We start from the raw sequence: 25,516 nt of genomic DNA, 5'->3' as shown, positions 1-25,516 counted from the left end.
GTTGAGCGAACCCTCGCCCTTTCCCCCCGCCGCCCCGCCGCCCCGGCGGGTGGAGCCGGGTCTCTATCTGGTCGCCACCCCGATCGGCAACCTGCGCGACATGACGCTGAGGGCGCTGGACGTACTGGCCGCCGCCGATCTGGTGCTGGCGGAGGACACCCGCGTCACCGCCAAACTGCTGAGCGCCTATGGTCTGAAGGCGAAGCTGGAACGCTGCGACGATCATGCGTCCGGCCGCGCGGCCGAACAGGCAATCGAACGGTTGCGTGAGGGGCAAGTCGTGGCCCTGGTTTCGGATGCGGGCACGCCTCTGGTCAGCGACCCCGGCTTCGTCGTCGCCCGCGCGGTGATCGCTGAGGGCCTGCCCGTCCATCCGATCCCCGGCGCCTCGAGTCTGCTGGCCGCCCTGTGCATCGCCGGCCTGCCGGCCGACCGGGTGCTGTTCGCCGGCTTCCTGCCGCCCAAGACGGCCGGCCGCACCGCCGCGCTGGAAGGCTTGAAGAGCCAGCGCCAGACGCTGGTCTTCTTCGAAAGTGGGCCGCGCCTGAAGGACAGTTTGACCGACATGGCCGCCGTGCTGGGGCCGCGCCCCGCAGCCGTCGCCCGCGAGCTGACCAAACTCTATGAAGAGTGCGTGCGCGGGACGCTGGACGACTTGGCCGTCGATCCGCGCCTGGACGCGCCCAAGGGCGAGATCGTCGTGGTCGTCGGCCCCGGCGAAGAGGTTCAGGCGACCGAAGCCGACGCGGACGCCGCCCTGATCGACGCCCTTCAGACCCTGTCCACCGGCGACGCCGCTTCCGAGGTGGCCAAGGCCCTGGGGCTGAACCGAAAGACCCTGTATCGCCGGGCGCTGGAGCTGAAGGGCAAGTGAAGCGCCTGTCTCGTCCCGCGCCGGTCCGTCGCCCCAAGGCGGCGTGGCGTCAGGCGAAGGGCGGGGCGGCGTTCAAGTCCGGTCACGCCGCCGAATGGATCGCGGCCTTCTGGCTCATCCTGCGCGGCTATCGCGTGCTGGGGTTCCGTCTGAAGAGCCGGGCCGGCGAGATCGATCTGCTGGTCTGTCGCGGTCGGGTGTTGGCGGTCGTCGAGGTCAAACGCCGCGCGACGATGGAGGCGGCCCTCCTGGCGCTGAAGCCGGTCCAATACGATCGACTGATCGCGGCGGGCGAGGCGATCCGGCGCAATCGGCCAGGCCTGCAACGTCTGGAATTGAGAATTGATATGGTGGCGCTGGCTCCTTGGCGCGTTCCACGTCATCTTCGCGGCGTCGAAAGGCGCTGACGAGGGGATCGCATGACGCGCGAGGAGGCCGAGGCCGTCCTGACCGCCGCCGGTCAGGCCGAAGACGACGCCTTCCCCCTGCTGGAGGCGGCGATCGCCTGCGCCATCCATGACCATCCGTTGCGTGATCCCGAGCCTGTACGCGCGCTGGCCCGCAACGCCTGCGAGCGGCTGAAGGAGCGGATCGGCGGCGAAGGCCCTGACGAGGCCCTGGCCGAAACCCTGTGCGCCGACCTGCGGCTGAACGGCGACCTGATCCATTACGACCATCCCGACAACACCGACATCATCGCGGTCGCCGAGCGGCGGCGCGGCCTGTCCGCCGTCCTGGCGGTCTTCTATCTGCACGCGGCGCGCGCGGCCGGCATCACGGCGGCCGGCGTCGATTTTCCCGGCCATTTCATGGTTCGCGTCGAGACGCCCGAAGGTCCCGTCGCCTTGGATCCATTCAGCCAGGGGCGGCTGATCCTGCCCAGCGAACTGACCCGGCGCGCGCTTCGCGCCGGTCTGATGCCGCACGTCGCGGATCGGCTGGATCTTCTGATGGTGCCAGTCACGGATCGTCAGTCGCTGATCCGGCTGCAGAACGTGCTGTTCAGCCGCGCCATTCGCGGTCGGGATTATGAGGGCGCCGAGCGGTCGGCCCTGCGTCGCGCCCTGCTGGATCCCGAGGACCACCGACCGTGGCTCGACGTGGCCTCGGCGCGCGAGAAACAGGGCGCGCTTGCCGGCTCGCTGCAAGCCTTGGCGCGCGCTCAGGGTCTGGACGGCGTCGAGGAGGCGCGGCGGTTCACGACCTTCGAACGCGTGCGGATGCAGTTGAACTAGACGACAGCCTCGCCGCGCAACAGCCGGGGCAAGTCGCCTGTCGCGCCGCCCGCCTCCTGCATGAAGGCGCGGCGCAGAGGGCCGATGCGGTTGACCGCCGCCATGCCCAAATCGCGCGCCAGACGCACCGGCGCGATGTCGTTGGAGAACAGACGCACGAAGGCGTCGAAGCCCGCCGCTAGGGCCGCATTGTCAAACCGGCGCCAGCGGGCGTAACGCTCCAGAACGGTTTCCGACCCGATGTCTTCGCCCAGACGCGCGGCCTCGGCCAAAACCTCGGCCAGAGCCGCCGCATCCTTCAGCCCCATGTTCAGACCCTGGCCCGCAACGGGGTGAACGCCGTGCGCCGCATCCCCGATCAGGGCGATGCGCGGCGCGATCAGTTTCTCGGCCAGGCTCAGCGACAGCGGATAGACGAAGCGTGGGCCCTCGACCGTCGCCCCATCAAGAAACTCACCGAACCGCCGCATCAGATGGGCGTGGAAGGCGTCGTCCGAGGCGTCGCGCAACGCCTCGCCCCGCCGCGTCGTCTCGGTCCAGACCAGGCTGGCGCGCTGATCGGTCAGGGGCAGGATGGCGAAGGGGCCGCTTGGCAGGAAATATTCGTGCGCGACATTGCCGTGGTCGCGACCCAACCGCACCGTGGCCACGACCCCGCTCTGGCCATAGCCCCAACCGACGGTTTCGATTCCGGCGGCGCGACGCACGGTCGAGCCTCGCCCCTCGGCGCCGACAACCAGGGGCGCGATCAGGGTCGATCCATCGGCCAGGGTCACGGTCGCCTTGCCCGCATCGGTCGCGACGCTGGCGACAGAAGCCGGGGCCCGCACCGCGATCCCCGCGCGCGTCACCGCCTCGGCCAGGGCCGCACGGATGCGACGGTTCTCGACCATGTATCCCAGCGGCTCGCCCCCGGTGCGCCCGCCGATTTCGTCGGCGTCGAAGCGCAGGAAGGCGGGCGAGGCGGACCGGCTGGCCGCGCCCGGCCGACGCCCGGCCGTCACCAGAATATGATCCATCCGGCAGGCGTGGGGACGCAGGGTTTCGCCCAAGCCCAGCGCGTCCAGCATGCGGAAGGTCGAAAAGGCGACGGCGGTCGAACGCCCGTCGAAGGTCGGCGCCAACTGGTCGCTGAAAGGCTGCGGATCGACCATCACGACCTTCAACTGCGCTTGCGCCGCCGCCAGAGCGAAGGCCGCCCCGGTCAGCCCCGCGCCGGCGATGACGATGTCGTAGCGTTCGGTGTCAGCCATCCGAGGCTTGTCGCGCCGTCGCGGCCAAAGGTCCAGAGGACGGTTTGTCCATCGCCAAGGCCAAGCTGGTAAACAGCCCCTTAACCCTGTGGGTGCGACAAGGGCGGTCGAACGTCAGCCGCCGGAAGGTTCGACCCTTCATGTCCACCGCCCTCGTCATCGGCCGTCAGGCCTGGATCAGCGCCCGCATCCTGTGGGACGCGCCCTTCGTAGTGCGGTTCAGAGGTGTGCTGCAGGCCCTATTGGCGACCCTGCTGTTGGTCGCCCTGGTGTCATGGAATCCGGCGGACGCCAGCCTGAATGCGGCCTCAAGCCTGCCGACGACCAACTGGTTGGGCGCGAACGGGGCCCTGTTCGCCGATCTGTTCATGCAATCGCTGGGACTTGCGGCCTGGCCCGCCGCCCTGCTGCTGGTCGCCTTCGGCCTGGCGCGCGCGGTCGGCGATGCGATCCAGCAAAGGCTCAAGCCCACGCCGTTGAAGGCCCTGGCCGCGACCGGCGGGGTGCTGTTGCTGTCCAGCGCGCTCGCCGCCCTGGCCGCGCCCGCCGCCTGGCCGCTCGCCGCCGGTCTGGGCGGTCTGTGGGGCGATGCGGTGACAGGCCTGGCGGCACGCGGTCTCGGCGCCCTGCATGTCCCCGGCGGCCGCATCATTGCGGGCCTCATCTTCCTGATCGCCGGGCTGTGGCTTGTCGGTTTCGCCATCGGTCTGCGCGCCATGGATTTCCTGGACGCCCTGCACTGGGGCAAGTCGCTGCGCGCACCCGCGCCGCCTCAGCCGAAGCCCCAGGCCGCCCGCGAAAAGGCGCCCGCCAAGGCCCGAGCGCCCCGCGCCGCCCCACCGGAAGAGGCGCCGCTGGCCCCGACCTATGCAGAAGAGCCGCCTCAGACCGCCTATGACGACCTGCCGCCTTGGGAGGACGACGCCGTCCAGCCCGCGCCCCGGCCGTCGGCCGCCCGCCCGGTCGAGCCGCGTGTCGCTGCCGTGAAGGCGCCCAAGGCTCGCAAGGACGACGTGGACCAGCAGGCCTTCGACTTCGTGCGGCCCGAGGGTGACTTCGACCTGCCGCCGCTGGGCATACTGACAAAGCCGGCCCAGCGCGTCGGATCGGTGGACGAGGACTCCCTGAAACAGAACGCCAAGATGCTGGAGGGCGTGCTGCAGGAGTTCGGCGTGCGCGGCGTGATCGACCAGATCCGCCCCGGCCCTGTCGTGACGCTGTACGAATTGGTGCCTGCGCCGGGCGTGAAGCACGGCCGCGTGGTCGCCCTGGCCGACGATATCGCCCGGTCGATGTCCGCCCGCGCCTGTCGTATCTCCGTGGTCCAGGGCCGCAACGCCATAGGCATCGAACTGCCCAACGCCAAGCGCGAGACCGTCTATCTGCGCGACCTTCTGGCCAGCGCCGAATACGACAAGAAGGGGCATCTGCTGCCCTTGGCCCTGGGTGAGACCATCGGCGGAGAACCCTATGTCGCCGACTTGGCGCGGATGCCTCACCTCTTGATCGCGGGCACCACGGGCTCGGGCAAGTCGGTCGGGGTCAACGCCATGATCCTGTCGATCCTGTATCGCCACAGCCCGGCCGAATGCCGCTTCATCATGATCGACCCCAAGATGCTGGAGCTGTCGGTCTATGACGGTATCCCGCACCTGCTGGCGCCCGTCGTGACCGATCCGAAGAAGGCCGTCGTCGCCCTGAAGTGGACGGTGCGCGAAATGGAGGATCGCTATCGCCGCATGTCCAAGCTGGGGGTGCGCAACATCGCCAGCTACAACGAGCGCGCCCGAGAGGCCCAGACCAAGGGCGAGCATTTCGAACGCACGGTCCAGACGGGCTTCGACGACCAAGGCCGCCCGGTCTATGAGTCCGAGAAGATCCGCCCCGAACCCCTGCCCTTCCTGGTCGTCGTCATGGACGAGATGGCCGACCTGATGTTGGTCGCCGGAAAGGACGTCGAGGGCGCGGTTCAGCGTCTGGCCCAGATGGCCCGCGCCGCCGGCATCCACCTGATCATGGCCACCCAGCGCCCGTCGGTGGACGTCATCACCGGCACCATCAAGGCCAACTTCCCGACCCGCATCTCCTTCCAGGTCACGTCCAAAATCGACAGCCGCACCATCCTGGGCGAGCAGGGCGGCGAACAGCTGCTGGGCCAGGGCGACATGCTCTATATGGCCGGCGGCGGCCGGATCACCCGCCTGCACGGCCCGTTCGTCGACGACAAGGAAGTCGAGGACGTCTGCAAACACCTGAAGGCCCAGGCCGAGCCCGACTATCTGGATTTGATCACTGACGAGCCGGACGGCGACGGCGACAACGGCTATGACGAAGGTGGCGGCGGAGGCTCGGGCGACGACCTGTACGATCGCGCCGTCGCCGTGGTCACCCGCGACCGCAAGGCCTCGACCAGCTACGTCCAGCGTCGGCTCCAGATCGGCTACAACCGCGCCGCCTCCCTGATCGAGCGGATGGAGCAGGAAGGCGTGGTCAGCCCCGCCAACCACGCGGGCAAGCGCGACGTCCTGGCCGGCCCGCCGCCGATGGTGTGACGAAAATCGAGGAACGGCTGCGGCTCGGAGCCGTTGTCTGACCCGCTATCGCGTCCAAGCTTCAGCATTTCGATGAACAGGGCTTCATCGCAGCGCCGGAATATGGTCAGGCTCGCGTCATTCCGACGCCAAGCCGACCGGGCAAGACGGCAGGATCGACAACCATCCCGAACGGGAGACGAACTTCATGACCTCGCGCGCCAAGACAGTGGCTATGGCCACCCCCGACCTGCACCGCCGCAGCCTACTGCTGGGCGCCGGCCTGACGACCGGCCTGATCGCGCTGGGCGCCTTCGACGCCGCCCACGCCCAGTCCAACCTGTCGGCTGAGGATCGCGCCGTGGTGCAGCAGGCGCAGGGCTATCTTCAGGCCCTGACCTCGGCGCAAGGCACCTTCACCGAAACGGGCCCGAACGGTCAGACGCGTCAGGGCCGCTTCTATCTGCAACGTCCCGGCAAGATGCGGTTCGAATACACCAACCCGGCCGGTCTGCTGGTGGTGTCGGACGGCTATAACGTCAAACGCTACGACCCGCGTCTGAACAGCTTCCAGCAGGTGCCGTTGGGTCGCACCCCCCTGTCGACCTTCCTGGCGCGCAACGTGCGCCTTGACCAGGGCGTCCGCATCGAGCGCGTGACCCGGATGGCCTCGGGCGCCTTCGCCATCACGGCGCGGGATTCCAACCGCCCGAATGACGGTCAGGTCGTGCTGGCCTTCGCCGGCAATCCGATGCGTCTGCAAGAGTGGACCATCACCGATCCGCAGGGCGCCCGCACCCGGACCCAGCTGACCTCGCTGCAACCGGCGTCCGGCCTGTCGGCGCGCCTGTTCCAGCTCAGCGACCCGACCCGCCGGCCCGGCCGCAACTAAGGGCTTTGGGGGGCGGGTGACCATTCCTCAACCCCTGTTCCCCTAGACTGGCCGCATGAGCGCGACTGCCCCGCCATCCGGCGTCCCATCGCTGAAATGGATCGCGGCGGTCGGCGCGGGCGCCTTTGCTCTGTTCCTGCTAGGCGCATTGGTGATCGAACCCGCGCTGAACCGCCTGATCGCGCCGATCGACGCGCCTGTCGGACCTCGTGTGCATGGACAGGTCGTGATCGGGGAGGTCGTGCTATCCGGGCGCTACGTCGCGACCAATTCCGACATGGTGCTGGACGTGGACGGCGGCGCGCTGAGCACGATCACGGGCGGCCGCCTGACTTCGGCGCCGCATCGGCTGGTTCAGGCGGATCAGCCGGCCAGCGTCTCCAGAAGTTTCACCGACGCCATGGCCGTGCCGCCGACGGCCCAGATTGAGGTGCGGCGCATCACGGCTGACGAAGACTCGCGGCTGTGCGCCGGTCATCCGGTCGGATGGCTGGCCCTGGCCGTGCGGCGCGACGGTTTCGTCCTGATGCCGGTGCGACAGGGGCCGCCGCCGGGCGCCCTGCTGGGCGACGACCGCCTGTGCGCCGTGCTGGACCTCAGCCGATGATGCGAGCCCTGATGCTGGCGGCGCTGATCGGCCTGGCGGCGGCGCTTCTGACCTGGACCCGGCCCGGCGCGGAGGATCGCGGAGCGACGGATTCTGTCGTCATTCAGGTGCTCGACAACGGCTTTCACACCGATATCGCCGTCCCGCGCGCCGCGCTGGAACGCCGGGGCGGTCCTCTGGCGCTTGCGGTTGAGGCCTTGGCGCCCGGCGACTGGATACTGATCGGCTGGGGCGATGCGAAATTCTACGTCGATCAGCGCCCCATTTCAGATCGGCTGCCCGACGGGGCGCGCGCCTTCCTGCATCCCGGCAATCGATCGGTGCTGATGCTGGCCCCTCGAGGCGACGATCCGCGGCTGGCCTATGGCGAAGACAGCGCCGCCCTGATCCTGAGCCGTGCCGCGTTCAATCATCTGGCCGCGCGAGTCGAGGCTTCGCTCGATCTGTCGAACGGCCGGCCGCACATCGCAGCCCTGCGTCCAGGCGACGACGCGCGCTTCTTCGCCAGCCGCGAGACCTTCTCCATCCTGCATCTGTGCAATCACTGGACGGCCGGCGTCCTGAACGCCGGTGGCGTGGCCATTCGTCCAGTGCCGGCCATCACCTCGGGCGAGGTGATGCGCTCGGTTCGGGCCGCCGAACGGGCGCGAAAACTGGACAGACCCCCGCTGCGGGACTAGACCGCCCGACTTTCGCCTATCCGGCCGGGTCCGATCCCCAGCGGGCGAACAAGAAGGAGAGGCCGATGGCCCACAAGCAACACACCCGAAACGCCTCCGGCCCCTCCGGACCCAGCCAGCGCCAGCTGCGCGCCGGCGAGCTGATCCGTCACGCCCTGGTCGACATCCTGCGCGAGGAGGATATCCGCGACGAGGCCCTGGCCGGGGTGTCCATCACCGTGACCGAAGTGCGCCTGTCGCCGGACCTGAAACACGCCACCTGTTTCGTCGAGCCCCTGGGCGCCGGCGTCGAGGCCGCGCCGACCAATGGCCATGAGAGCGAAATCATCAAGGCGCTGAACGTCCACGCCAAATTCGTGCGCGGCCAGCTGGGCCGTCGCCTGGACATGAAGTTCACACCCGACCTGAAGTTCCGCCACGACGAAAGCTTCGACGCCGCCAGCCACATCGACCGCCTGTTCGACGACCCCCGCGTCCGCGCCGACCTGGAGCGCCGCGACGACGAGGGCGAAGAGTGATGCTGGCGATCCTCCCCCGTCCTTCACGGGGGAGGGGGACCGCGCGCAGCGTGGTGGAGGGGGCGACCCCAGACACCGGCCTTGCGTCCGCCCCCTCCACCACTTCGTGGTCCCCCTCCCCCGCTTCGCAGGGGAGGATCTGACGATGGCCCGCAAGAAGAAGGGCGACATCGTCGACGGTTGGGTCTGCCTGGACAAGCCGTTCGAGATGGGATCGACCGAGGCCGTCAGCCGCATCCGTCGCCTTTTCAACGCCCAGAAGGCCGGTCACGCCGGAACGCTGGACCCGCTGGCCAGCGGCATCCTGCCCATCGCGCTGGGCGAGGCGACCAAGACCGTGCCGATGATGATGGAGGCGCAGAAGGTCTATCGCTTCACCATCAACTGGGGCGTCTCGACCGACAGCGTGGACCGCGAGGGCGAGATCATCGGCCGCTCCGACGTGCGACCCACGGTCGATCAAGTGAAGGCCGCCCTGCCCGCCTTCGTCGGCGAGATCGATCAGACCCCGCCGCGCTTTTCCGCCATCAAGGTGGACGGCGCCCGAGCCTATGACTTGGCGCGTGACGGCGTCGAGTTCGAGCTCCAGGCTCGCCGCGTGACCATCCATTCCGCCGAGGTCAGCGACGCGCCCGACGCCGACCACGTTGAAATCACAATCCGCACCGGCAAGGGCGTCTATGTGCGGTCGCTGGCGCGCGATCTGGCTGCGGTTCTGGGCGCCGAGGGTCATGTCAGCGCCCTGAGACGCGAGCGGGTCGGGCCGTTCAGCACGCAAAACGCCGTCACTCTGGATTCTCTGGAGGAAATGGTGCATAGGGGCGCCGCCTCGGAAGGCTTGCTTGCCGTCGCGACCGCTCTGGACGACATCCCGGAATTGGCCGTGAATGAACAGGACGCCTTCTCGCTTCGGCAGGGACGCCCGATCGTTCTGCTCCCCCGTCAGGTGGAAACCCTCAAGGATCGTCTCACCAGCGGTTCGCGCACGGTTTCAGCCTTTCAGGGCCAGACCCTCGTCGCTCTGTGTCAGTTGCGGGCCGGCCGGCTAGAACCCGACCGCGTTTTCAACCTCTAGGCCCGCGCCATCCGGCAAGGGCCGAGACCCCACGGCCTCAAGTAGCGCGTAGCGCGATAGGCCAAGAAAGGACTCTTACGATGTCGGTTACTGCTGAACGCAAGCACGAGATCATCGCCGATAACGCCCGCTCCGCCGGCGACACCGGCTCGGCCGAGGTTCAGGTCGCGATCCTGTCGGAGCGCATCGCCAACCTCACCGAACACTTCAAGACCCACAAGAAGGACAACCACTCGCGTCGTGGCCTTCTGAAGATGGTGTCGCAACGTCGCCGCCTGCTCGACCACCTGAACAAGGTCGACGCCGGTCGCTACCAGGCGCTCATCTCCAAACTGGGCCTGCGCCGCTAAGGCGTCGGAACAGTGTAGAATACGCTTTCGAGGCGCGGGCGGTCACGTCCGCGCCTCGTTGTGCAACTAAGCGCTTCCAGGCCAAGTGGCTGCCGGTTGGCCGCCCGGGAAGCGTGACTACAAAAATACGACCTGTGCGCCGCAGGACTTACCGGCGCAGCTGCGAGGGCCATGACGGTCCTCTCCCGGTCGTCGCGATGGCGCGGCGGCCTCTGGATCGAAGGACTGAACGCCGACGCATCCGCCCCATGATGGGACCCCGCACGGAATACGCCGTCCGGGATACGAAAGACGAAATATGTTCGACATCAAACGCAAGACGATCGACTGGGCCGGCCGCCCGCTGACCCTGGAAACGGGCCGCATCGCCCGCCAGGCCGACGGCGCCGTGCTGGCGACCTACGGCGAGACCGTGGTTCTGGCCACCGTCGTCTATGGCCGCGCGCCCAAGCCCGGTCTGGATTTCTTCCCCCTGACGGTCAACTATCAGGAAAAGACCTTCGCCGCCGGCAAGATCCCGGGCGGCTATTTCAAGCGTGAAGGCCGTCCGTCCGAGAAGGAAACCCTGGTTTCCCGCCTGATCGACCGTCCGATCCGCCCGCTGTTCGTCAAGGGCTTCAAGAACGAGACCCAGGTCGTCGTGACCGTGCTGCAGCACGACATGGAAAACGACCCCGACGTTCTGGGCATGGTCGCCGCCTCGGCCGCCCTGACTATCTCGGGCGTGCCCTTCATGGGCCCCATCGGCGCCGCGCGCGTCGGCCTGATCGACGGCGAGCTGGTGCTGAACCCCGCCATCGACCTGATCCCGTCCTCGGACCTCGACCTGGTGGTCGCCGGTACGCAAGACGCCCTGATGATGGTCGAATCCGAAGCCAAGGAGCTGTCGGAAGAGAAGATGCTCGAGGCCCTGATGTTCGCGCATGCGGGCATGCAGCCGGTGATCGACGCCATCATCGAACTGGCTGAACACGCCGCCAAGGAGCCCTTCGACTTCCAGGCCGAAGACCACTCCGACGTTGTCGCCTCGATCAAGTCTCTGGTCGGCGAAGACATCAAGAGCGCCTACACCCACGCCGGCAAATACGAGCGCCGTTCGGGCGTCGACGCCGCCAAGAAGGCCGCCGCCGCCAAGCTGGTGAAGACCGACGAGAACCCCGACGGCGTCGACGGTTCCAAGTTCTCGGCCGCCTTCAAGGAATGCGAAGCCGAGGTCCTGCGTCGCGACATCATCGAGAACGCGCACCGCGTCGACGGCCGCGCCCTCGACAAGGTCCGCGCCATCGTGTCGGAAGTCGGCGTCCTGCCGCGCACCCACGGTTCGGCCCTGTTCACGCGTGGGGAAACCCAGGCCCTGGTCGTCGCCACCCTCGGCACCGGCGAGGACGAGCAGTACATCGACAGCCTGCAGGGCACCTACAAAGAGAACTTCCTGCTGCACTACAACTTCCCCCCCTATTCGGTGGGTGAAGCGGGCCGCATGGGTTCGCCCGGCCGTCGCGAAATCGGTCACGGCAAGCTGGCCTGGCGCGCGATCCGTCCGATGCTGCCGACCAAGGAAGATTTCCCCTACACCATCCGTCTGGTCTCCGAGATCACCGAGTCGAACGGCTCGTCCTCGATGGCCACGGTCTGCGGTTCGTCGCTGGCCCTGATGGACGCCGGCGTGCCGCTGATCCGTCCGGTCTCGGGCATCGCCATGGGCCTGATCCTGGAGCCGTCGGGTGAGTTCGCCATCCTGTCGGACATCCTGGGTGACGAAGACCACTTGGGCGACATGGACTTCAAGGTCGCCGGCACGTCGGAAGGCATCACCAGCCTTCAGATGGACATCAAGGTCGCTGGCATCACCAAGGAGATCATGAAGCAGGCCCTGACCCAGGCTTCGGCCGGTCGCCTGCACATCCTGGACGAGATGTCCAAGGCCATGGATGCGCCGCGCGCCGAACTGGGTGAACACGCGCCCAAGATCGAAACGGTCAAGATCCCCGTCGACAAGATCCGTGAAGTGATCGGCTCGGGCGGCAAGGTTATCCGCGAGATCGTCGAGAAGACCGGCGCCAAGATCGACATCGGCGATGACGGCACCATCAAGGTCGCCGCCAACGACCAGGAGAAGATCGACGCCGCCAAGGCCTGGATCCAGTCTATCGCCTCGGAGCCGGAAGTCGGAACCATTTACTCCGGCAAGGTCGTCAAGGTCGTCGATTTCGGCGCCTTCGTGAACTTCTTCGGCGCCAAGGACGGCCTGGTCCACGTGTCCCAGATCGCACTGGAACGCGTCGCCAATCCGGCCGACGTCCTGTCGGAAGGCCAAGAGGTCAAGGTCAAGTTCCTGGGCTTCGACGATCGCGGCAAGACCAAGCTGTCGATGAAGGTCGTCGATCAGGCCACCGGTGAAGACCTGACGGCCAAGATCAACGCCGAGCGCGCCGAGCGCGGCGAAGAGCCCCTGTCGGAAGACACCGGCGGTCGTCCGAAACGTGACGGCGGGGATCGCGGTGGCGATCGCGGACGTCGTCGTCGTGACTAAGCGACCTGGCATCCAAGACTGATGAGGCCCGGCGGAGCGATCCGCCGGGCTTTTTCTTTGGGGCCGCGCAACAGCTGTCCGCGATTTCACTTGCCGCGCCCGCGCCTGCGGTCTCCATTGCCGCATCCAAATTTCGAGGGGCCGCTCCATGTTCGATCGTCGTCGTCTTCTTCAGTCCGCCGCCCTGGGCGCCGGCCTCGTCGCCGTGGGCGGCCCCGCCTTGGCTCGTCAGGCCGGGGCATCGCAGGGCGACGACGCCGCCCAGCTGAAGACCTTCATGGACGCGACGTTCGAGCAGACGCTGGATAAGAGCCCCGAGGTCGTCACCATGTTCGGCCTGGACAAGGGCGACCGCGCCGCCGCCAAGTCCAAACTGACCGTTCCGACACGCGCCGAGGAAGACGACCAGCGCGCCTTCACGCGTCGCCAGCGCGCCGAACTGGCCCGCATCGACCGCTCTAAACTCGATGCCCGCAACGCCAACTACTACGACAGCCTGACCCAGAATCTGGACGGGGTGATCGCCACCTACGACATTCCCTACGGCCAGGGCGGCTGGCCCAATCCGTACCGCGTCAGCCAGCAGGGCGGCGCCTATCAGTCCACGCCCGACTTCCTGGCCAACCAGCACACCATCGAGACGGCCGCCGACGCCGACGCCTATGTCGCCCGCGTCAACGCCTTCGCCGACGTGCTGCTGGCCGAGACGGATCGACTGAAGGAAGACTATGCGCTGGGCGTCATCCCGCCCGACTTCATCCTGGCCAAGGCGATCCGCCAGCAGGATGGCGTCCTGGCGACGCCGGCGGCGACCTCGCCCCTGACCCAGTCGGTCGTGGATCGGGCCCGCGCCAAGGGCCTGACCGGCGACTGGGGCGCCCAGGTCGAACGGCTTGTGAACGAGCGGGTCTATCCCGCCCTGGCCGCCCAGAACGCCGTCCTGAAGGCGGCCCAGCCGAACGCCGTGCACGAGGCCTCGGTGCGCCGCCTGCCGCAGGGCGAGCAGTATTACGCCAATAGCCTACGCTACATCACCACGACCCGGCTGACCGCCGACGAGATCCACAGCACCGGCGTGGAACAGATGGCCGATCTGACGGCGCGCGCCGATGTGTTGCTGAAGGCGCAAGGCCTGACGCAGGGTTCGGTCGCCGAGCGGATCAAGGCCCTGGGGGACGATCCCAAATACGTCTACGCCAACACCGACGCCGGCAAGGCCGAGCTGATCGCCAAGCTGAACGCCCAAATGGCCGACATGCAGGCCCGCCTGCCCAACGCCTTCGGCCGTCTGCCCAAGGCCAAGGTCGAGATCAAGCGCGTCCCGCCCGAGATCGAGGCCGGCGCGCCGATGGGCTATTACAACTCGCCCAGCCTGGATGGGACGCGGCCCGGCATATACTGGATCAATCTGAAGGACACGGCGGAATGGCCGTCCTGGACCCTGCCGACCCTGACCTATCACGAGGCGACGCCGGGCCACCACTTGCAGATCAGCCTGCAGCAGGAGAGCGAGTCCGCACCTCTGCTGATGAACCTGCTGGGCTTCTCCAGCTACGTCGAGGGCTGGGGCCTGTACGCCGAACAGCTGGCCGACGAACTGGGCGCCTATGAGAACGATCCGGTGGGTCAGATCGGCTACCTGCAATCGCTGATGTTCCGCGCCGCGCGCCTGGTGGTCGACACCGGCATCCATTCCAAGGGCTGGAGCCGCGAACAGGGCATCCGGTACATGATGGAGGCCTATGGCGATCAGGAAGGCGCGGCGACGTCCGAGGTTGAGCGCTACTGCGGCTGGCCGGGCCAGGCCTGCGCCTACAAGGTCGGTCACAACGAATGGGTTCGCCTGCGCGAAAAGGCCAAGACGATCCTGGGGCCCAAGTTCGACATCAAGGGCTTCCACGACACGGCGCTCGCTGCCGGCGGCGTGCCCCTGTCGGTGCTGGAACGGATCGTCGACGGCTGGGTCGCGACCCAGGCCTAGTTGCCGCGCTCAGTCGGCGAGGGTCAGGCCGTCCGCTTGGCGCAAGCGATTGTGGATGTCGGTGGCGGCGACGGCGGCTTCCGCGGTCGCGACGGCGATCTGGTTGAGGCCGCGCACGACGTCGCCGGCGGCATACAGGCCCGGCACGCTGGTGGCCTGATGCAGATCGACCTCCAACCGGCCGTCGTCGGCCAGACGCGCGCCCAGCCCCCGGGCCAGTTCGGCGTTCGGCGATGTGCCCAGCGCCGAATAGACAAGGTCGAACGCGCGGCTCTGGCCGGCGTAACTCAGGGCCGTCACGCGGTCGTTCTCGATATCGATCGCGTCCAGCGGCGCCAGGATCAGTTCGACGCCCAACCGTTCCAGTTCGTCACGCCGGCTGAGCGCGTCGGGCGCGCCGATATGGATCAAGGTCACACGGTCGGAATAGGTGCGCATGAAGGCGGCCTCGCGCGCGCCCTTGTCGCTCTGGCCGATGATGGCGACAGCCTTGTCGGTCGCCTCATAGCCGTCGCAGATGGGACAGATGCGGACCAGCGCCTTTTGCACCGCCGCTTCGACACCGGGCAGATCCGGATGATGATCGACGACCCCGGTCGCCAGCAGGACGGCGCGGGCGCGGATAGCGCGGCCATCCATCTCAGCAACGAAGCCGTCGCCGTCGTGGGTCAGGCTCCGGACGCGACCCGGTTCGACGACCGCGCCATATTCCTCGGCCTGTTCGCGCATCCGCTTCAGGATGTCGGCGCCGGTGATGCCGGCCGGAAAGCCCGGCATATTGTGGCTGAGCGGGATCCAGCAGGCGCGGGGCGCCCCGCCATCCACCACCAGGCTCCGCCGACGAAAGCGCCCCAGATAGGTCGCCGCCGTCAGGCCGGCCGGACCCGCGCCGATGATCAGAACCTCCGGATCGGTCACCGCGTTCGCCAGGTGACAGGCCAAAGGTCGGACGGCACGCCGGCGCATTCGCCCATCACGCTTTCCTGCGTCAGGGTGAAGCCCTGTCCCGTCCAGGCCCAGGTCTGCGCCGCGCCGCAATCCCCGATGCCCCGCGCCTTGGCGAAGGCCGACAGGGTTCGGGTCTTGGGATCATAGGCGCCGTTGACGGTCGCGTTGTCCGGCATGACGGGATCGGAGCCCGGACCTGCCGATCCGGCGAGGATTGCGGGCCGGGGGTCGCGACCGCCCGGTCCTGTCAGATACCAATTGTGGGTGACGTTATAGGCCCCCGATCCGCAGGGCACGGCCCACAGCTCGGTGCGGGCGTCCAGCCGGGCGGACATGACCATGTCGCTGACGGCCGGCATGGCCGACGCCTTGAGGCAGTCGCCGACCTCGGTGCGAGCGCGCAGCGCGGCGGGCAGGCGCTGGTTCTGATCGCCGAAACCGGCCTGATCGACGGCCGGAGCGGGCGTCACCGTCGGCAGCGACGGCGCGATCGGCACAAGGGCGGCCGGGCGGTCGCCGCGTCGGATCAGGGCGGTTGGCGTATCCAGACGTCCCTGCTTCTCGTCGATCCACAACAGGGCGGCGGCTGCGCCGTGCAGCGAGACCTCCTGGGTCGAGGCGCCGCGAATGATCATGACCTTGCCTTGGGCCAAGGCGGCGAGGGCGGCGCGGGCGCCGTCGCGGATTTCACCGACGGGCGCCTCTGCGTCGCTCGCCTCGCCGAGCACGGCCGGATAGGCGCGGCCGTCGATGGTCAGGCTGAGGGGGCCGGCGCCCTTGGCGTCGCCGTCGGGCCAATAGCCGAAGAGGATTTGCGGCTGGGCGTCCGGGCCGGGCGCCAAAATGATACGGACCCAGCCGGCGGCGTACTCGGGCGCGAAGCCGAAGGCCCAACAGGTCCCGTCGTTGCCGCAGGTGGCGCTCCAGTCCCGGAAGGTCTTGGTTTCAGGGCGGATCTGCAGCACCGGCGCAGCGGCGGCCGGTGCAGACGGACCGGCGGCCTTGGTCGCGGCAGGCGTCTTGGCCGCATCCTTGTCTCCGCATCCGGCGATGGACAGCGCAGACAGGACAAGGGCCGAAAGGGCGACGCCGCGCCACAGGCCGTTCGGGGTCATGCCTTCTTCAACTCCGACGGCTTGTGCGCCGCGCGTGCGCCGGTCTTGGCGCTTTCGACGATATACTCCGGATTATCCTTGGAAGCCGCAACCTTGTGGCCCTTGATCTTGGTTTCCGAGGTGACCTTCTTGACCACCTTGCCGGTCGTGGTGCCCTGGCTGTGGTCCCACTTCACCTTGTCGCCGGCCTTGAACGTCTTTTCTGACATGACGATGACTCCTGCTGTGTCGCTTCCTGTTCAGCGATCAGCCTGCGCATCAGTTCCGCGTCGACCACGGGCGGCGCCTCGCAGAAGGTGACGATCCAACGATCCACCAGCTGGCGCTCTTCCTCCGTCATCCTGCCGTCCGTCACTGTTGCCAAGCCAAAGAGAAGTCCGCACCCGCCAAAGGGTTCAGGATGGATCTGCGTTATTCCGGGCGGCGACGACGGGCGGCGGGGTTTGCGCGGGCGCGCGGCCTCGCTATACCGCCGCCACGACATTCCCTTCCCCACAGTCACAGGCGGACCGCACGCATGGCCAAGATCAAGGTCGAAAACCCCATCGTCGACATCGACGGCGACGAAATGACCCGCATCATCTGGCAGATGATCAAGGACAAGCTGGTCTTCCCGTTCCTGGATCTCGAGCTGGACTACTACGACCTCGGCATGGAGCACCGCGACGCCACCGACGACCAGGTGACGATCGACGCGGCCCACGCGATCCAGAAGCACGGCGTCGGCGTGAAGTGCGCCACCATCACCCCGGACGAAGCCCGCGTGCAGGAGTTCGGCCTGAAGAAGATGTGGAAGTCGCCGAACGGCACCATCCGCAACATTCTGGGCGGCGTGGTCTTCCGCGAGCCGATCATCTGCTCGAACGTGCCGCGCCTGGTTCCGGGCTGGACCCAGCCGATCGTCGTCGGCCGCCACGCCTTCGGCGACCAGTACAAGGCCACCGACTTCCTGATGCCCGGCCCCGGCACCCTGACGATCAAGTTCGTCGGCGAGGACGGCGAAGTCATCGAGCACGAGGTCTACAAGGCCCCGGGCGCCGGCGTGGCCATGGCCATGTACAACCAGGACGCCTCGATCCGCGAGTTCGCCCACGCCAGCTTTGCCTATGGCCTGCAGCGCAACTATCCGGTCTATCTGTCGACCAAGAACACGATCCTCAAAGCCTATGACGGCCGCTTCAAGGACCTGTTCCAGGAAGTGTTCGACGAACACTACGCCGCCGAGTTCAAGGCCCGCGGCCTGACCTATGAGCACCGCCTGATCGACGACATGGTCGCGGCCGCGATGAAGTGGTCGGGCGGCTTCGTCTGGGCGTGCAAGAACTACGACGGCGACGTGCAGTCGGACGTGGTGGCTCAAGGGTTCGGCTCGCTGGGCCTGATGACCTCGGTCCTGATGACGCCGGACGGCAAGGTGCTGGAGACGGAAGCCGCCCACGGCACCGTGACCCGCCACTATCGCCAGCACCAGAAGGGCGAGGCCACCTCGACCAACTCGATCGCCTCGATCTTCGCCTGGACGCGCGGCTTCAAGCACCGCGCCAAACTGGATGACAACGCGGCGCTGGCGACCTTCGCCGACACGCTGGAGAAGGTGGTCGTGGACACCGTCGAGAGCGGCCACATGACCAAGGATCTGGCGCTGCTGGTCGGCGACCAACAGGGCTGGCTGACCACCGAGGGCTTCCTCGACAAGGTCGCCGAGAACCTGAAAACCGCTCTGCCGGACGTGGGCTGAGGACGACGTTCCTCCCCCGCTGCGCTGGGGAGGAACGCAAGAATACCAGCCCCGTCGGAGCGATCCGGCGGGGCTTTTCGTTGTGGGATCGGCCGGGGCGTGCATGATCGGCGGTAATGAGGGTGCGTTCGTGAAGCGGCTGTTCGGAAACCTGGTGCTGGCGGCGGTGGTCGTGGCGGTGCTGTCCTTCTTCGCGGCGCCCGCAGTGGCCTTCTTCGCCATTCGGTCGGCGGCTGAGGCGAACGATGTGGCGGGGCTGGCGCGGCTGATCGACTTCAACGCCGTGCGCCAATCGTTGCGGCCGCAGCTGGCGGGACGGCCCGAGGCGATGGCGCCCGCGCCGTCCTTCCTGGAAGACCCCATCGGCGCCTTCCGGCGTCAGATCGAGCAGAACCCGATCCTGCGCCAGCCGGACGTCGACGCCTATCTGACGCCCGCCGCCCTCAACGCCCTGCTGAAGGGCGAGGGCCGATACGCCAGCCAGCGCACGTCGGCGGGCGTGGCGCCGGCCTCGGAACGCAGCCGCAAGCCCTGGCCCAGCCCCGCCTACTGGAGCGTCAACCGGGCGCGGATGGCGGTGACGGATCAGGGCGGGTCGCGCACCCTGTTTACCTTCGAGCGGCGCGGGCCGTTCGAGTGGAAGCTGGTTCACATCGGCCTGCCCGACGGGACGGCCCCGGCGACGCCCGCCGTCACCGTCACCCCGCGATAAACCCGGCAACCGACGCCGCCCAGCCTGCGTTGGCTTTCCAAGGAGACGACATGAGCCGCAAGATCATCACCGGAATCCTGATCGCCGTCGTCATCGGCGTGGTCGTCGCCCTGTTCGTCTCGCCCTTCATCGCCGCCCAAGCGCTGGTGCGGGCCGCGCGCACGGGAGATGCGGCCGGGCTGGAGCGGCAGGTGGACTTCCCGGCGTTCCGCACCAGCCTGAAGAGCGAGCTGAACGCGCGCGCGGCGCTGGAAATCCGCAACCGGACCAAGGGCGACACGGGCCTGGCGGCGCTGGGGATGCTGCTGGCCCCGTCGCTGGTCGAGGGGGCGGTCGACAACTTCGTCACGCCGCAAGGCATCGCCGCCATGGTCCGCTCAGGCGAGACGCCCGAGCCGGAACGGCCCGTGCCCGCCGACGACACGCCGGCCGTCGACAAGGACAAGATCCGCCAATCCTGGGCCTATCGCGGGCTCAACACCTTCGCCGTCACCCTGACGCGCGACGACCGGCCGGACGATGCGCTGGTGCTGATCATGGAACGCCGGACGCCCTTCACCTGGAAGCTGGCCGGGGTCGATCTGACGCCCGACCCGATGGGTTGAGACGGTCGGGGACAAAAACACCGTCTAAAGTGTCTAATTCGTCTGATTGGACGGCGGGGCGCCGATCAGAAAGGGGGTGCAGTTAGCGCACTTTCGCCTTGGGTGTGCGGCCTCCTCTGTGGTGAGCGAAGAATATAGGCCGTCCCCGAGGCATGCTCAGGAAGCAGACGCTGCGACCGGGCAAGCCGCTGAGTTGCAAGGCTGTCAGGTTCGAAATTGCGATGGATTACCCCCCTTTGGGAGAGGGCTTGAGCGCACGAGCGCGCAGCGATCGTACTTGCGCGAAAGGGTGAGGGTCGGCTGGTGCGACATGGTCCGCCGGCCGACCCTCATCCGGCCCTTTGGGCCACCTTCTCCCAACGGGAGAAGGTCATCGTATTTTTACGCCAGCGCCGCTCGGACCGCCGCCAGACCGTCTTCGGCCTTCGACCCATCCGGGGCGCCGCCTTGGGCGAAGTCGGGTTTGCCGCCGGCGCCCTGGCCGCCCATGGCGATGACGGCGGCGCGGGCGAGGTCGGCGGCGTTGACGCGGTCGGTCAGGTCAGACGTGACGGCGACGGTGACCGCCGCCTTGCCCTCGGTGACGCCGATCAGGGCGACGACGCCGGTTCCGACCTGCTTTCTGAAGTCCTCGGCGACGCCGCGCAGACCCTTGCCGTCCACGCCGTCCAGCACGCGGGCCATCAGCTTGACGCCGTTGATCTCCTCAGGCGCGGACGCGGCGCCCGAGCCGCCGCCCAGGGCCAGCTGTTTCTTCAGCTCGGCAACCTGTTTCTCCAGCGACTTGACCGAGGCGGTCAGGCTGTCGACGCGGGCGGGGACGTCGGCGGTCTGGACCTTGAAGCTTTGGGCCAGCGAACGGGCGACGCCAGCCTGGGCCAGCAGATACTGCCGCGCGGCCTCGCCGGTCAGGGCCTCGATGCGGCGCACGCCGGCGGCGACGCCGGTTTCCTGAACGATCTTGAACAGGGCGATGTCGCCGGTGCGGGCGACGTGGGTGCCGCCGCACAGTTCGACCGAATAGGGGGCGTTGTCGCTGACCAGCGAGCGACCCAGCGTCAGGACGCGGACCTCGTCGCCGTATTTCTCGCCGAACAGGGCGATGGCGCCGGCCTCGATCGCCTCCTGCGGCGCCATCAGTTTGGTTTCCGCCGGGACGTTCTGGCGGATGACGGCATTGACCTCGGTCTCGATGGCGGACAGTTCGGCCTCGGTGAGCGGGGCGCCGTGGCTGAAGTCGAAACGGGCGCGCTCGGCGTCGACCAGCTGACCCTTCTGGGCGACTGCGGGGCCGAGCACATTCTTCAGCGCCGTATGCAGCAGGTGGGCGGCGGAGTGGTTGGCGCGGCTGGTGCGGCGCTTCTCGGCGTCCACCAACTGGGCCGCGCGGGTCCCGATCTCCAGCTTGCCGGCCGTGACCTGGGCCACCAGGACGTGCAGGTCGCCGGCGTGTTTGCGCACGTCGATGACCTCGGCCTCTCCGCCCGGCCATTCCAGGGTTCCGTGATCGCCGGCCTGGCCGCCGCTTTCGGCATAGAAGGGGGTGGTGTCGAACAGAACCTCGACGATGTCGCCGGCCTCGGCCGTCTCGACCGGCGCGCCGGCGTTCATCAGGGCCAGGACCTCGCCCGAGCCTTCGATATTGTCATAGCCGGTGAAGACGGTCGGCCCCATCCGGTCGCGGATCGCCAGCCATTCGTTGGTGTTGGCGGTCTGGCCCGAGCCCTTCCAGTTCTCGCGCGACCGCTGGCGCTGTTCGGCCATGGCGGCCTCGAAGCCGTCGACATTGACCGAGAAGCCCCGACGACGCGCCTCGTCCTGGGTCAGGTCCAGCGGGAAGCCGTAGGTGTCGGACAGGGTGAAGGCCGTCTGGCCGTCCAGCATGTCGCCGGGACGGAAGCCCTGAACCGCCGTGTCAAACAGGGCCATGCCGCGGCCGAGCGTGGTGCGGAAGCGGACCTCTTCCTGCTTCAGCGTGTCTTCGATGAAGGGCTGGGCGCGGGCCAGTTCGGGATAGGCGTCGCCCATCTCGGCGACCAGGGTCGGGACCAGACGGTGCATCAGGGGATCGGCTGCGCCCAGCAGGTGGGCGTGGCGCATGGCGCGGCGCATGATGCGGCGCAGCACATAGCCCCGGCCTTCGTTCGACGGCGTGACGCCGTCCGCGATCAGGAAGGACGACGAGCGAAGGTGGTCGGCGATAACCCGGTGGCTGGCGGCCTGGTCGCCGTCCGACTTGGTCGCGGTGGCGTCTTCGGACGCGGCGATCAGCGTCTTGAACAGATCGGTTTCGAAGACCGAATGCACGCCCTGGAGCACGGTGGTCATCCGTTCCAGACCCATGCCGGTGTCCACGCTGGGCTTGGGAAGGTTGCGAACGATCTGATCGTTCTCCTTCTCATACTGCATGAAGACGTTGTTCCAGATCTCCACGTAGCGGTCGCCGTCCTCGTCCGGCGAGCCGGGAGGGCCGCCCGCGATCTTGTCGCCGTGGTCCCAGAAGATTTCGGTGCAGGGGCCGCAGGGACCGGAGTCGCCCATGGCCCAGAAGTTGTCCGAGCCGGCGATGCGGATGATCTTGTCGTCGGAGAAGCCGGTGACCTTCTTCCAGATCGCGGCGGCCTCGTCGTCGTCGATATAGACGGTGACCAGCAGGCGTTTGGGGTCCAGGTCGAAGTCCTGGGTGACCAGGTTCCACGCCTTCTCGATGGCGTGCTCCTTGAAGTAGTCGCCGAAGGAGAAGTTGCCCAGCATCTCGAAGAAGGTCAGGTGACGGGCGGTGTAGCCGACGTTGTCCAGATCGTTGTGCTTGCCCCCGGCGCGAACGCATTTCTGCGACGATGTGGCGCGCGGATAGGGCGGCTTGGCGGCGCCGGTGAAATAGTCCTTGAACGGCACCATGCCCGCGTTGACGAAGAGCAGCGACGGGTCGTTTTGCGGCACCAGCGGGGCCGAATGGACCTTGGCGTGGCCGTCCGCCGCGAAATAGTCGAGGTAGGTGGCGCGGATCTCGTTCAGGCTGGGCATTCGGCGTGTCTTCGGCTGGGGCGGTCGCTAGGAACCGGCGTCATATAGGGTTTTGGCGGGGAGCGCATCATCTGCGCGGGGAGAGGCGCGCGCCCCAGAGAAGACGATGTCTCCTCCCCGCTTTGCGGGGAGGGGGACCGCGGAGCGGTGGAGGGGTTGTGCCGCCTCACGTCCCTTGGATCGGTGACGCTCCGAAGAGCCCCTCCGTCACGGCGCTGAAGGAGCGCCGCGCCACCTCCCCGCAAAGCAGGGAGGAGACGAAAGCGCCCGCTTCACACCCTCGGCGGCGGGCCGAACTTGCCGGACTGGTAGTCCTGGATCGCCTGGATGATCTCGTCGCGGGTGTTCATGACGAAAGGGCCGTGGCTGAAGACCGGCTCGCCGATGGGATTGGCGTGGCCCAGAAGGACGACGGCGTCGGTGGTCGCCGTGATCTGGACCGTGTCGCCATCGGTCAGGGCGGCGACGTTCCATTGCGGCACCGGGGTTCCGGCGACGGCGATCTCGCCCTTGACGCCATAGAGGAAGACGTTGCGGCCGGGGGCGACGGGCGTCTCGAACGTCGCGCCGGCGGGCAGGCGCACGACCGCCAGATGGATGTCGATCAGGGACTGGATCGGCGCCTTGACGCCCAGCCAGTCGCCGGAGACGGGCTCGACCGTGACGCCGGCCTCGGTGGTGAAGGTCGGGATGTCGATCTTCTGCAGGCCCACATAGTCCGGCTTGGTCATCTTCAGCCGCGACGGCAGGTTGACCCACAGCTGCAGGATCTCCATCGGCCCGCCGTCGCGCTTGAACGCGGCCGGCGACAGCTCAGCGTGGATCAGGCCCGAGCCGGCGGTCATCCACTGGATCCCGCCCGCCTTGATGATGCTCTCGCCGCCGCCGGAATCGTTGTGGGCGAGCTCGCCGTCCAGGATGAAGGTGACGGTCTCGAAGCCCCGGTGCGGGTGCGGGCCGAACGGCAGGCCGGCGTTGCCCGGCGCATAGGTCTGGGGCCCGTGGTGGTTCAGGAACAGGAAGGGATCGACCTGGTCCAGGCCGGGGCCGGGCACCGGACGGCGGGTGGTCAGGTCGCCGATGTCGTCGCGATGGGCGGGGTGCAGGCGAAGGACGGAACGGGGCCGGGTCATTCGCTACATATAGGGTGGCGGATCGGCGGTGGCGAGATCAGCCTGGACGGGTCGCCGTGACGCGACGGGCGCGTCCGTCCCGGATCCATTCGCCGGCCCAGCTGTCCGCCGCCGGATGCAGATGCAGTTCACCTTCGGACAGAGGAATGACGACGACCTCGCCCTGGGTCGAGACCGGGCCGGCGAAGCCCGTTCGGTCGACCCCGGCCGGCGCATCCAGACGTCGCCAGGCGCCCTCTACCCGACGGCCCTCGCCCCGGTCGGTCAGGGACAGCGACAGCAAGGGTTTTCCGTCCGGCTGGGCGATGCGCCAGCGGCCGTCCAGCGGGCCCATTGCGGCTTCGGCGTCGATCGCGGCCTGGGCCACGCCCTGATCATAGGTTGTCTGGCTGTCGGAGGGGCTGAACTCATAGTCGCCGGCGTAGTCGTCGACCGCGACCGGAGCCGTCAGGGGGCGGCGATGCAGGTCGGTCGCGGCGTCCCCCTCGGCCGTTTCGCGCCCGAACCGGGATGGCGGCTGATAGGGGCGAACGGCCGGCGCGCGATAGGTCTCAGGCGTCGCTTCCAGAAGACCCGTCGTCTGAATGGCGGGCTCCAGGGCGACGGCGGAAATCAAGGCGAGCAGCAACATGAGCCCACCCTGCCAAATCGCCGGGCGCGTCGCCTAGCCGTCGAACGGACGCGGAACGCAAACGTGATCCGTCGTGATGGAACCGACGTAAACCGCACAATCCGTCGATCTGGGGGTCTGTGCGTTGACACCGGCCCCACAGGGTCACAAAAGCCTTCGCAACCGCACACGGCGATTGAATTCATTCGCTTTTGAGAACCATTCGCATGAACCAGCCCAACCCGACGCCGGGTGGCGCCTCAAGCGACCGGACGGGTCGCTTCGTCACTCAACCGAACGGACATATCGCGCCGCTGTCGCCCCACATGGGCGTCTGGCGCTGGCACGTCACCATGACGGCCTCGATCCTGTTCCGCGCGACGATCATTGCCGCCACGGTCGGCGTGCTGTTCGTCCTGGCCTGGCTGGGCGCGCTGGCGTTCGGGCCCGAGGCGTTCCAGAGCGCGCTCGATCTGGCCGGATCGCCGCTGGGCCTGCTGGTCTTCTTCGGTCTGACGGTCGTGCTGTTCTCCTTCATCCTGAACGGCGCGCGCCACACCTATAACGACACCGGCAACGGGCTGACGGTGAAGTCGGCGACCGCCCTGTCGAACATCGCCGTGTGGGGGCCGATCCCGCTGGCCGTGCTGTTCTGGGTCGTGCTGTTCGCCACGGGGAGGGTTTCGCTGTGAGCGGCGCCGCAAAGTTCAAGAACAACGTCAAGGTCTCCGAGCGTCACGGCGCCGGCGAATGGCTGATCGAGCGCATCCTGCTGGTGGCCCTGCTGCCGCTGGGTCTGTGGGTCGCCTCGACCGGCTTCACCCTGGCGGGCGCCGGCTATGACGCGGCGATGGCGTGGTTCGCCAATCCGCTGAACGCGGCCCTGATGGCGATCACCTCGGTGATCTTCTTCGGCTACGTCAGCCTGGCTTGGAAAGTCATTCTGGAAGACTACGTGCCCAACGTCGGAACGCGCGGCCTTCTGGTCCTGCTGCTGAACGTCGTCTTCCTGGTGCTGGCCGCCGCCAGCGTCTTCTTCATCGTGCGGCTGGCGCTGGGTTCGGCGCCGCTGCCCGCTGGTTTCGGAGCCTGATTACCT

The 25,516-nt window shown here is 67.8% G+C and carries 24 protein-coding genes; 17 read left to right on the top strand and 7 right to left on the bottom strand.

Features of this window, described 5'->3' with window-relative positions:
- The first annotated feature begins 1 nt into the window (after position 1).
- The 3 genes from rsmI to ASF31_RS13580 are packed head-to-tail and all read left to right on the top strand — an operon-like array spanning position 2 to position 2,109.
- Complete coding sequence (gene rsmI, locus ASF31_RS13590) at positions 2 to 874, top strand: 16S rRNA (cytidine(1402)-2'-O)-methyltransferase (protein WP_200918643.1); 873 nt, start codon at positions 2 to 4, stop codon at positions 872 to 874.
- A 5-nt stretch (positions 875 to 879) separates the two neighbouring features.
- On the top strand, positions 880 to 1,281 hold the full coding sequence (locus tag ASF31_RS13585; RefSeq protein ID WP_055755150.1) for a YraN family protein: 402 nt from the start codon (positions 880 to 882) through the stop codon (positions 1,279 to 1,281).
- A 12-nt stretch (positions 1,282 to 1,293) separates the two neighbouring features.
- Positions 1,294 to 2,109, top strand: a complete 816-nt coding sequence (locus tag ASF31_RS13580) for a transglutaminase family protein (RefSeq protein ID WP_055755134.1) — start codon at positions 1,294 to 1,296, stop codon at positions 2,107 to 2,109.
- On the opposite strand, the gene ASF31_RS13575 is transcribed toward ASF31_RS13580, so the two are convergent.
- Positions 2,106 to 3,362 carry a UbiH/UbiF/VisC/COQ6 family ubiquinone biosynthesis hydroxylase gene (locus ASF31_RS13575; protein ID WP_055755133.1) on the bottom strand — a complete coding sequence of 419 codons (1,257 nt, stop codon included), beginning with the start codon at positions 3,360 to 3,362 and terminating at the stop codon, positions 2,106 to 2,108. The genes ASF31_RS13580 and ASF31_RS13575 overlap by 4 nt on opposite strands.
- A 140-nt stretch (positions 3,363 to 3,502) precedes the next feature.
- Between ASF31_RS13575 and ASF31_RS13570 the strand changes: the two genes are divergently transcribed.
- From ASF31_RS13570 to ASF31_RS13530, 9 genes are all read left to right on the top strand, one after another.
- On the top strand, positions 3,503 to 5,914 hold the full coding sequence (locus ASF31_RS13570; RefSeq protein ID WP_055755149.1) for a DNA translocase FtsK: 2,412 nt from the start codon (positions 3,503 to 3,505) through the stop codon (positions 5,912 to 5,914).
- A gap of 187 nt (positions 5,915 to 6,101) precedes the next feature.
- Positions 6,102 to 6,785, top strand: coding sequence for an outer membrane lipoprotein carrier protein LolA (locus ASF31_RS13565; RefSeq protein ID WP_017506682.1), 684 nt, complete (start codon positions 6,102 to 6,104; stop codon positions 6,783 to 6,785).
- A 55-nt stretch (positions 6,786 to 6,840) separates the two neighbouring features.
- The gene (locus ASF31_RS13560) at positions 6,841 to 7,392 is read left to right on the top strand and encodes a hypothetical protein (protein ID WP_055755132.1); all 552 of its coding nucleotides are present in this window, start codon (positions 6,841 to 6,843) and stop codon (positions 7,390 to 7,392) included.
- On the top strand, positions 7,389 to 8,072 hold the full coding sequence (locus ASF31_RS13555) for a DUF2459 domain-containing protein (RefSeq protein WP_055755131.1): 684 nt from the start codon (positions 7,389 to 7,391) through the stop codon (positions 8,070 to 8,072). The genes ASF31_RS13560 and ASF31_RS13555 overlap by 4 nt, the downstream gene beginning before the upstream one ends.
- Positions 8,073 to 8,137: 65 nt before the next feature.
- Positions 8,138 to 8,590: a 30S ribosome-binding factor RbfA gene (gene rbfA, locus ASF31_RS13550; RefSeq protein ID WP_055755130.1), complete on the top strand. Its 453-nt coding sequence runs from the start codon at positions 8,138 to 8,140 to the stop codon at positions 8,588 to 8,590.
- A 145-nt stretch (positions 8,591 to 8,735) separates the two neighbouring features.
- Complete coding sequence (truB, locus tag ASF31_RS13545) at positions 8,736 to 9,665, top strand: tRNA pseudouridine(55) synthase TruB (RefSeq protein ID WP_055755129.1); 930 nt, start codon at positions 8,736 to 8,738, stop codon at positions 9,663 to 9,665.
- An 80-nt stretch (positions 9,666 to 9,745) separates the two neighbouring features.
- Positions 9,746 to 10,015: a 30S ribosomal protein S15 gene (gene rpsO / locus ASF31_RS13540; RefSeq protein WP_017506665.1), complete on the top strand. Its 270-nt coding sequence runs from the start codon at positions 9,746 to 9,748 to the stop codon at positions 10,013 to 10,015.
- A gap of 298 nt (positions 10,016 to 10,313) precedes the next feature.
- Entirely contained in the window at positions 10,314 to 12,548 is a 2,235-nt protein-coding gene (gene pnp / locus ASF31_RS13535) for a polyribonucleotide nucleotidyltransferase (RefSeq protein WP_055755128.1), read from the top strand.
- Between the two features lie 148 nt (positions 12,549 to 12,696).
- Positions 12,697 to 14,529 carry a DUF885 family protein gene (locus tag ASF31_RS13530; protein ID WP_055755127.1) on the top strand — a complete coding sequence of 611 codons (1,833 nt, stop codon included), beginning with the start codon at positions 12,697 to 12,699 and terminating at the stop codon, positions 14,527 to 14,529.
- Between the two features lie 9 nt (positions 14,530 to 14,538).
- Here the strand turns inward: ASF31_RS13530 and ASF31_RS13525 are convergent, their stop codons facing one another.
- Genes ASF31_RS13525 through ASF31_RS13515 form a run of 3 tightly spaced genes read right to left on the bottom strand, consistent with a single transcriptional unit; the run spans position 14,539 to position 16,801 of the window.
- The gene (locus ASF31_RS13525; protein WP_255353581.1) at positions 14,539 to 15,447 is read right to left on the bottom strand and encodes an NAD(P)/FAD-dependent oxidoreductase; all 909 of its coding nucleotides are present in this window, start codon (positions 15,445 to 15,447) and stop codon (positions 14,539 to 14,541) included.
- Complete coding sequence (locus ASF31_RS13520) at positions 15,444 to 16,592, bottom strand: DUF1176 domain-containing protein (protein WP_055755125.1); 1,149 nt, start codon at positions 16,590 to 16,592, stop codon at positions 15,444 to 15,446. Before ASF31_RS13520 ends, ASF31_RS13525 begins: the two co-directional genes overlap by 4 nt.
- Positions 16,589 to 16,801, bottom strand: coding sequence for a DUF2945 domain-containing protein (locus ASF31_RS13515; protein ID WP_017506660.1), 213 nt, complete (start codon positions 16,799 to 16,801; stop codon positions 16,589 to 16,591). Before ASF31_RS13515 ends, ASF31_RS13520 begins: the two co-directional genes overlap by 4 nt.
- 308 nt (positions 16,802 to 17,109) lie before the next feature.
- On the opposite strand from ASF31_RS13515, the gene ASF31_RS13510 reads away from it, so the two are divergent.
- From ASF31_RS13510 to ASF31_RS13500, 3 genes are all read left to right on the top strand, one after another.
- Positions 17,110 to 18,330 carry an NADP-dependent isocitrate dehydrogenase gene (locus tag ASF31_RS13510; protein ID WP_055755124.1) on the top strand — a complete coding sequence of 407 codons (1,221 nt, stop codon included), beginning with the start codon at positions 17,110 to 17,112 and terminating at the stop codon, positions 18,328 to 18,330.
- A gap of 130 nt (positions 18,331 to 18,460) precedes the next feature.
- Entirely contained in the window at positions 18,461 to 19,042 is a 582-nt protein-coding gene (locus tag ASF31_RS13505) for a DUF2939 domain-containing protein (RefSeq protein ID WP_200918644.1), read from the top strand.
- 50 nt (positions 19,043 to 19,092) lie between these two features.
- Entirely contained in the window at positions 19,093 to 19,647 is a 555-nt protein-coding gene (locus tag ASF31_RS13500; RefSeq protein WP_055755122.1) for a DUF2939 domain-containing protein, read from the top strand.
- Between the two features lie 381 nt (positions 19,648 to 20,028).
- On the opposite strand, the gene alaS is transcribed toward ASF31_RS13500, so the two are convergent.
- The 3 genes from alaS to ASF31_RS13485 form a co-directional block, all read right to left on the bottom strand.
- Complete coding sequence (gene alaS / locus ASF31_RS13495; RefSeq protein ID WP_055755121.1) at positions 20,029 to 22,674, bottom strand: alanine--tRNA ligase; 2,646 nt, start codon at positions 22,672 to 22,674, stop codon at positions 20,029 to 20,031.
- 272 nt (positions 22,675 to 22,946) lie between these two features.
- The gene (locus ASF31_RS13490) at positions 22,947 to 23,807 is read right to left on the bottom strand and encodes a pirin family protein (RefSeq protein WP_055755120.1); all 861 of its coding nucleotides are present in this window, start codon (positions 23,805 to 23,807) and stop codon (positions 22,947 to 22,949) included.
- A gap of 37 nt (positions 23,808 to 23,844) precedes the next feature.
- Complete coding sequence (locus ASF31_RS13485) at positions 23,845 to 24,438, bottom strand: hypothetical protein (RefSeq protein ID WP_055755119.1); 594 nt, start codon at positions 24,436 to 24,438, stop codon at positions 23,845 to 23,847.
- A gap of 206 nt (positions 24,439 to 24,644) precedes the next feature.
- Between ASF31_RS13485 and sdhC the strand changes: the two genes are divergently transcribed.
- Together sdhC and sdhD are read left to right on the top strand one after the other, a co-directional pair.
- Positions 24,645 to 25,109, top strand: coding sequence for a succinate dehydrogenase, cytochrome b556 subunit (sdhC, locus tag ASF31_RS13480; protein WP_017506653.1), 465 nt, complete (start codon positions 24,645 to 24,647; stop codon positions 25,107 to 25,109).
- Positions 25,106 to 25,510 carry a succinate dehydrogenase, hydrophobic membrane anchor protein gene (gene sdhD / locus ASF31_RS13475; protein ID WP_055755118.1) on the top strand — a complete coding sequence of 135 codons (405 nt, stop codon included), beginning with the start codon at positions 25,106 to 25,108 and terminating at the stop codon, positions 25,508 to 25,510. The genes sdhC and sdhD overlap by 4 nt, the downstream gene beginning before the upstream one ends.
- Positions 25,511 to 25,516: the final 6 nt, after the last annotated feature.

Origin of the sequence: Brevundimonas sp. Leaf280 (assembly GCF_001422455.1) — a bacterium.
GTDB lineage: Bacteria > Pseudomonadota > Alphaproteobacteria > Caulobacterales > Caulobacteraceae > Brevundimonas.
The sequence above is the reverse complement of the archived record's forward strand: the minus strand, read 5'-3'. Positions and strand labels throughout refer to the sequence as shown.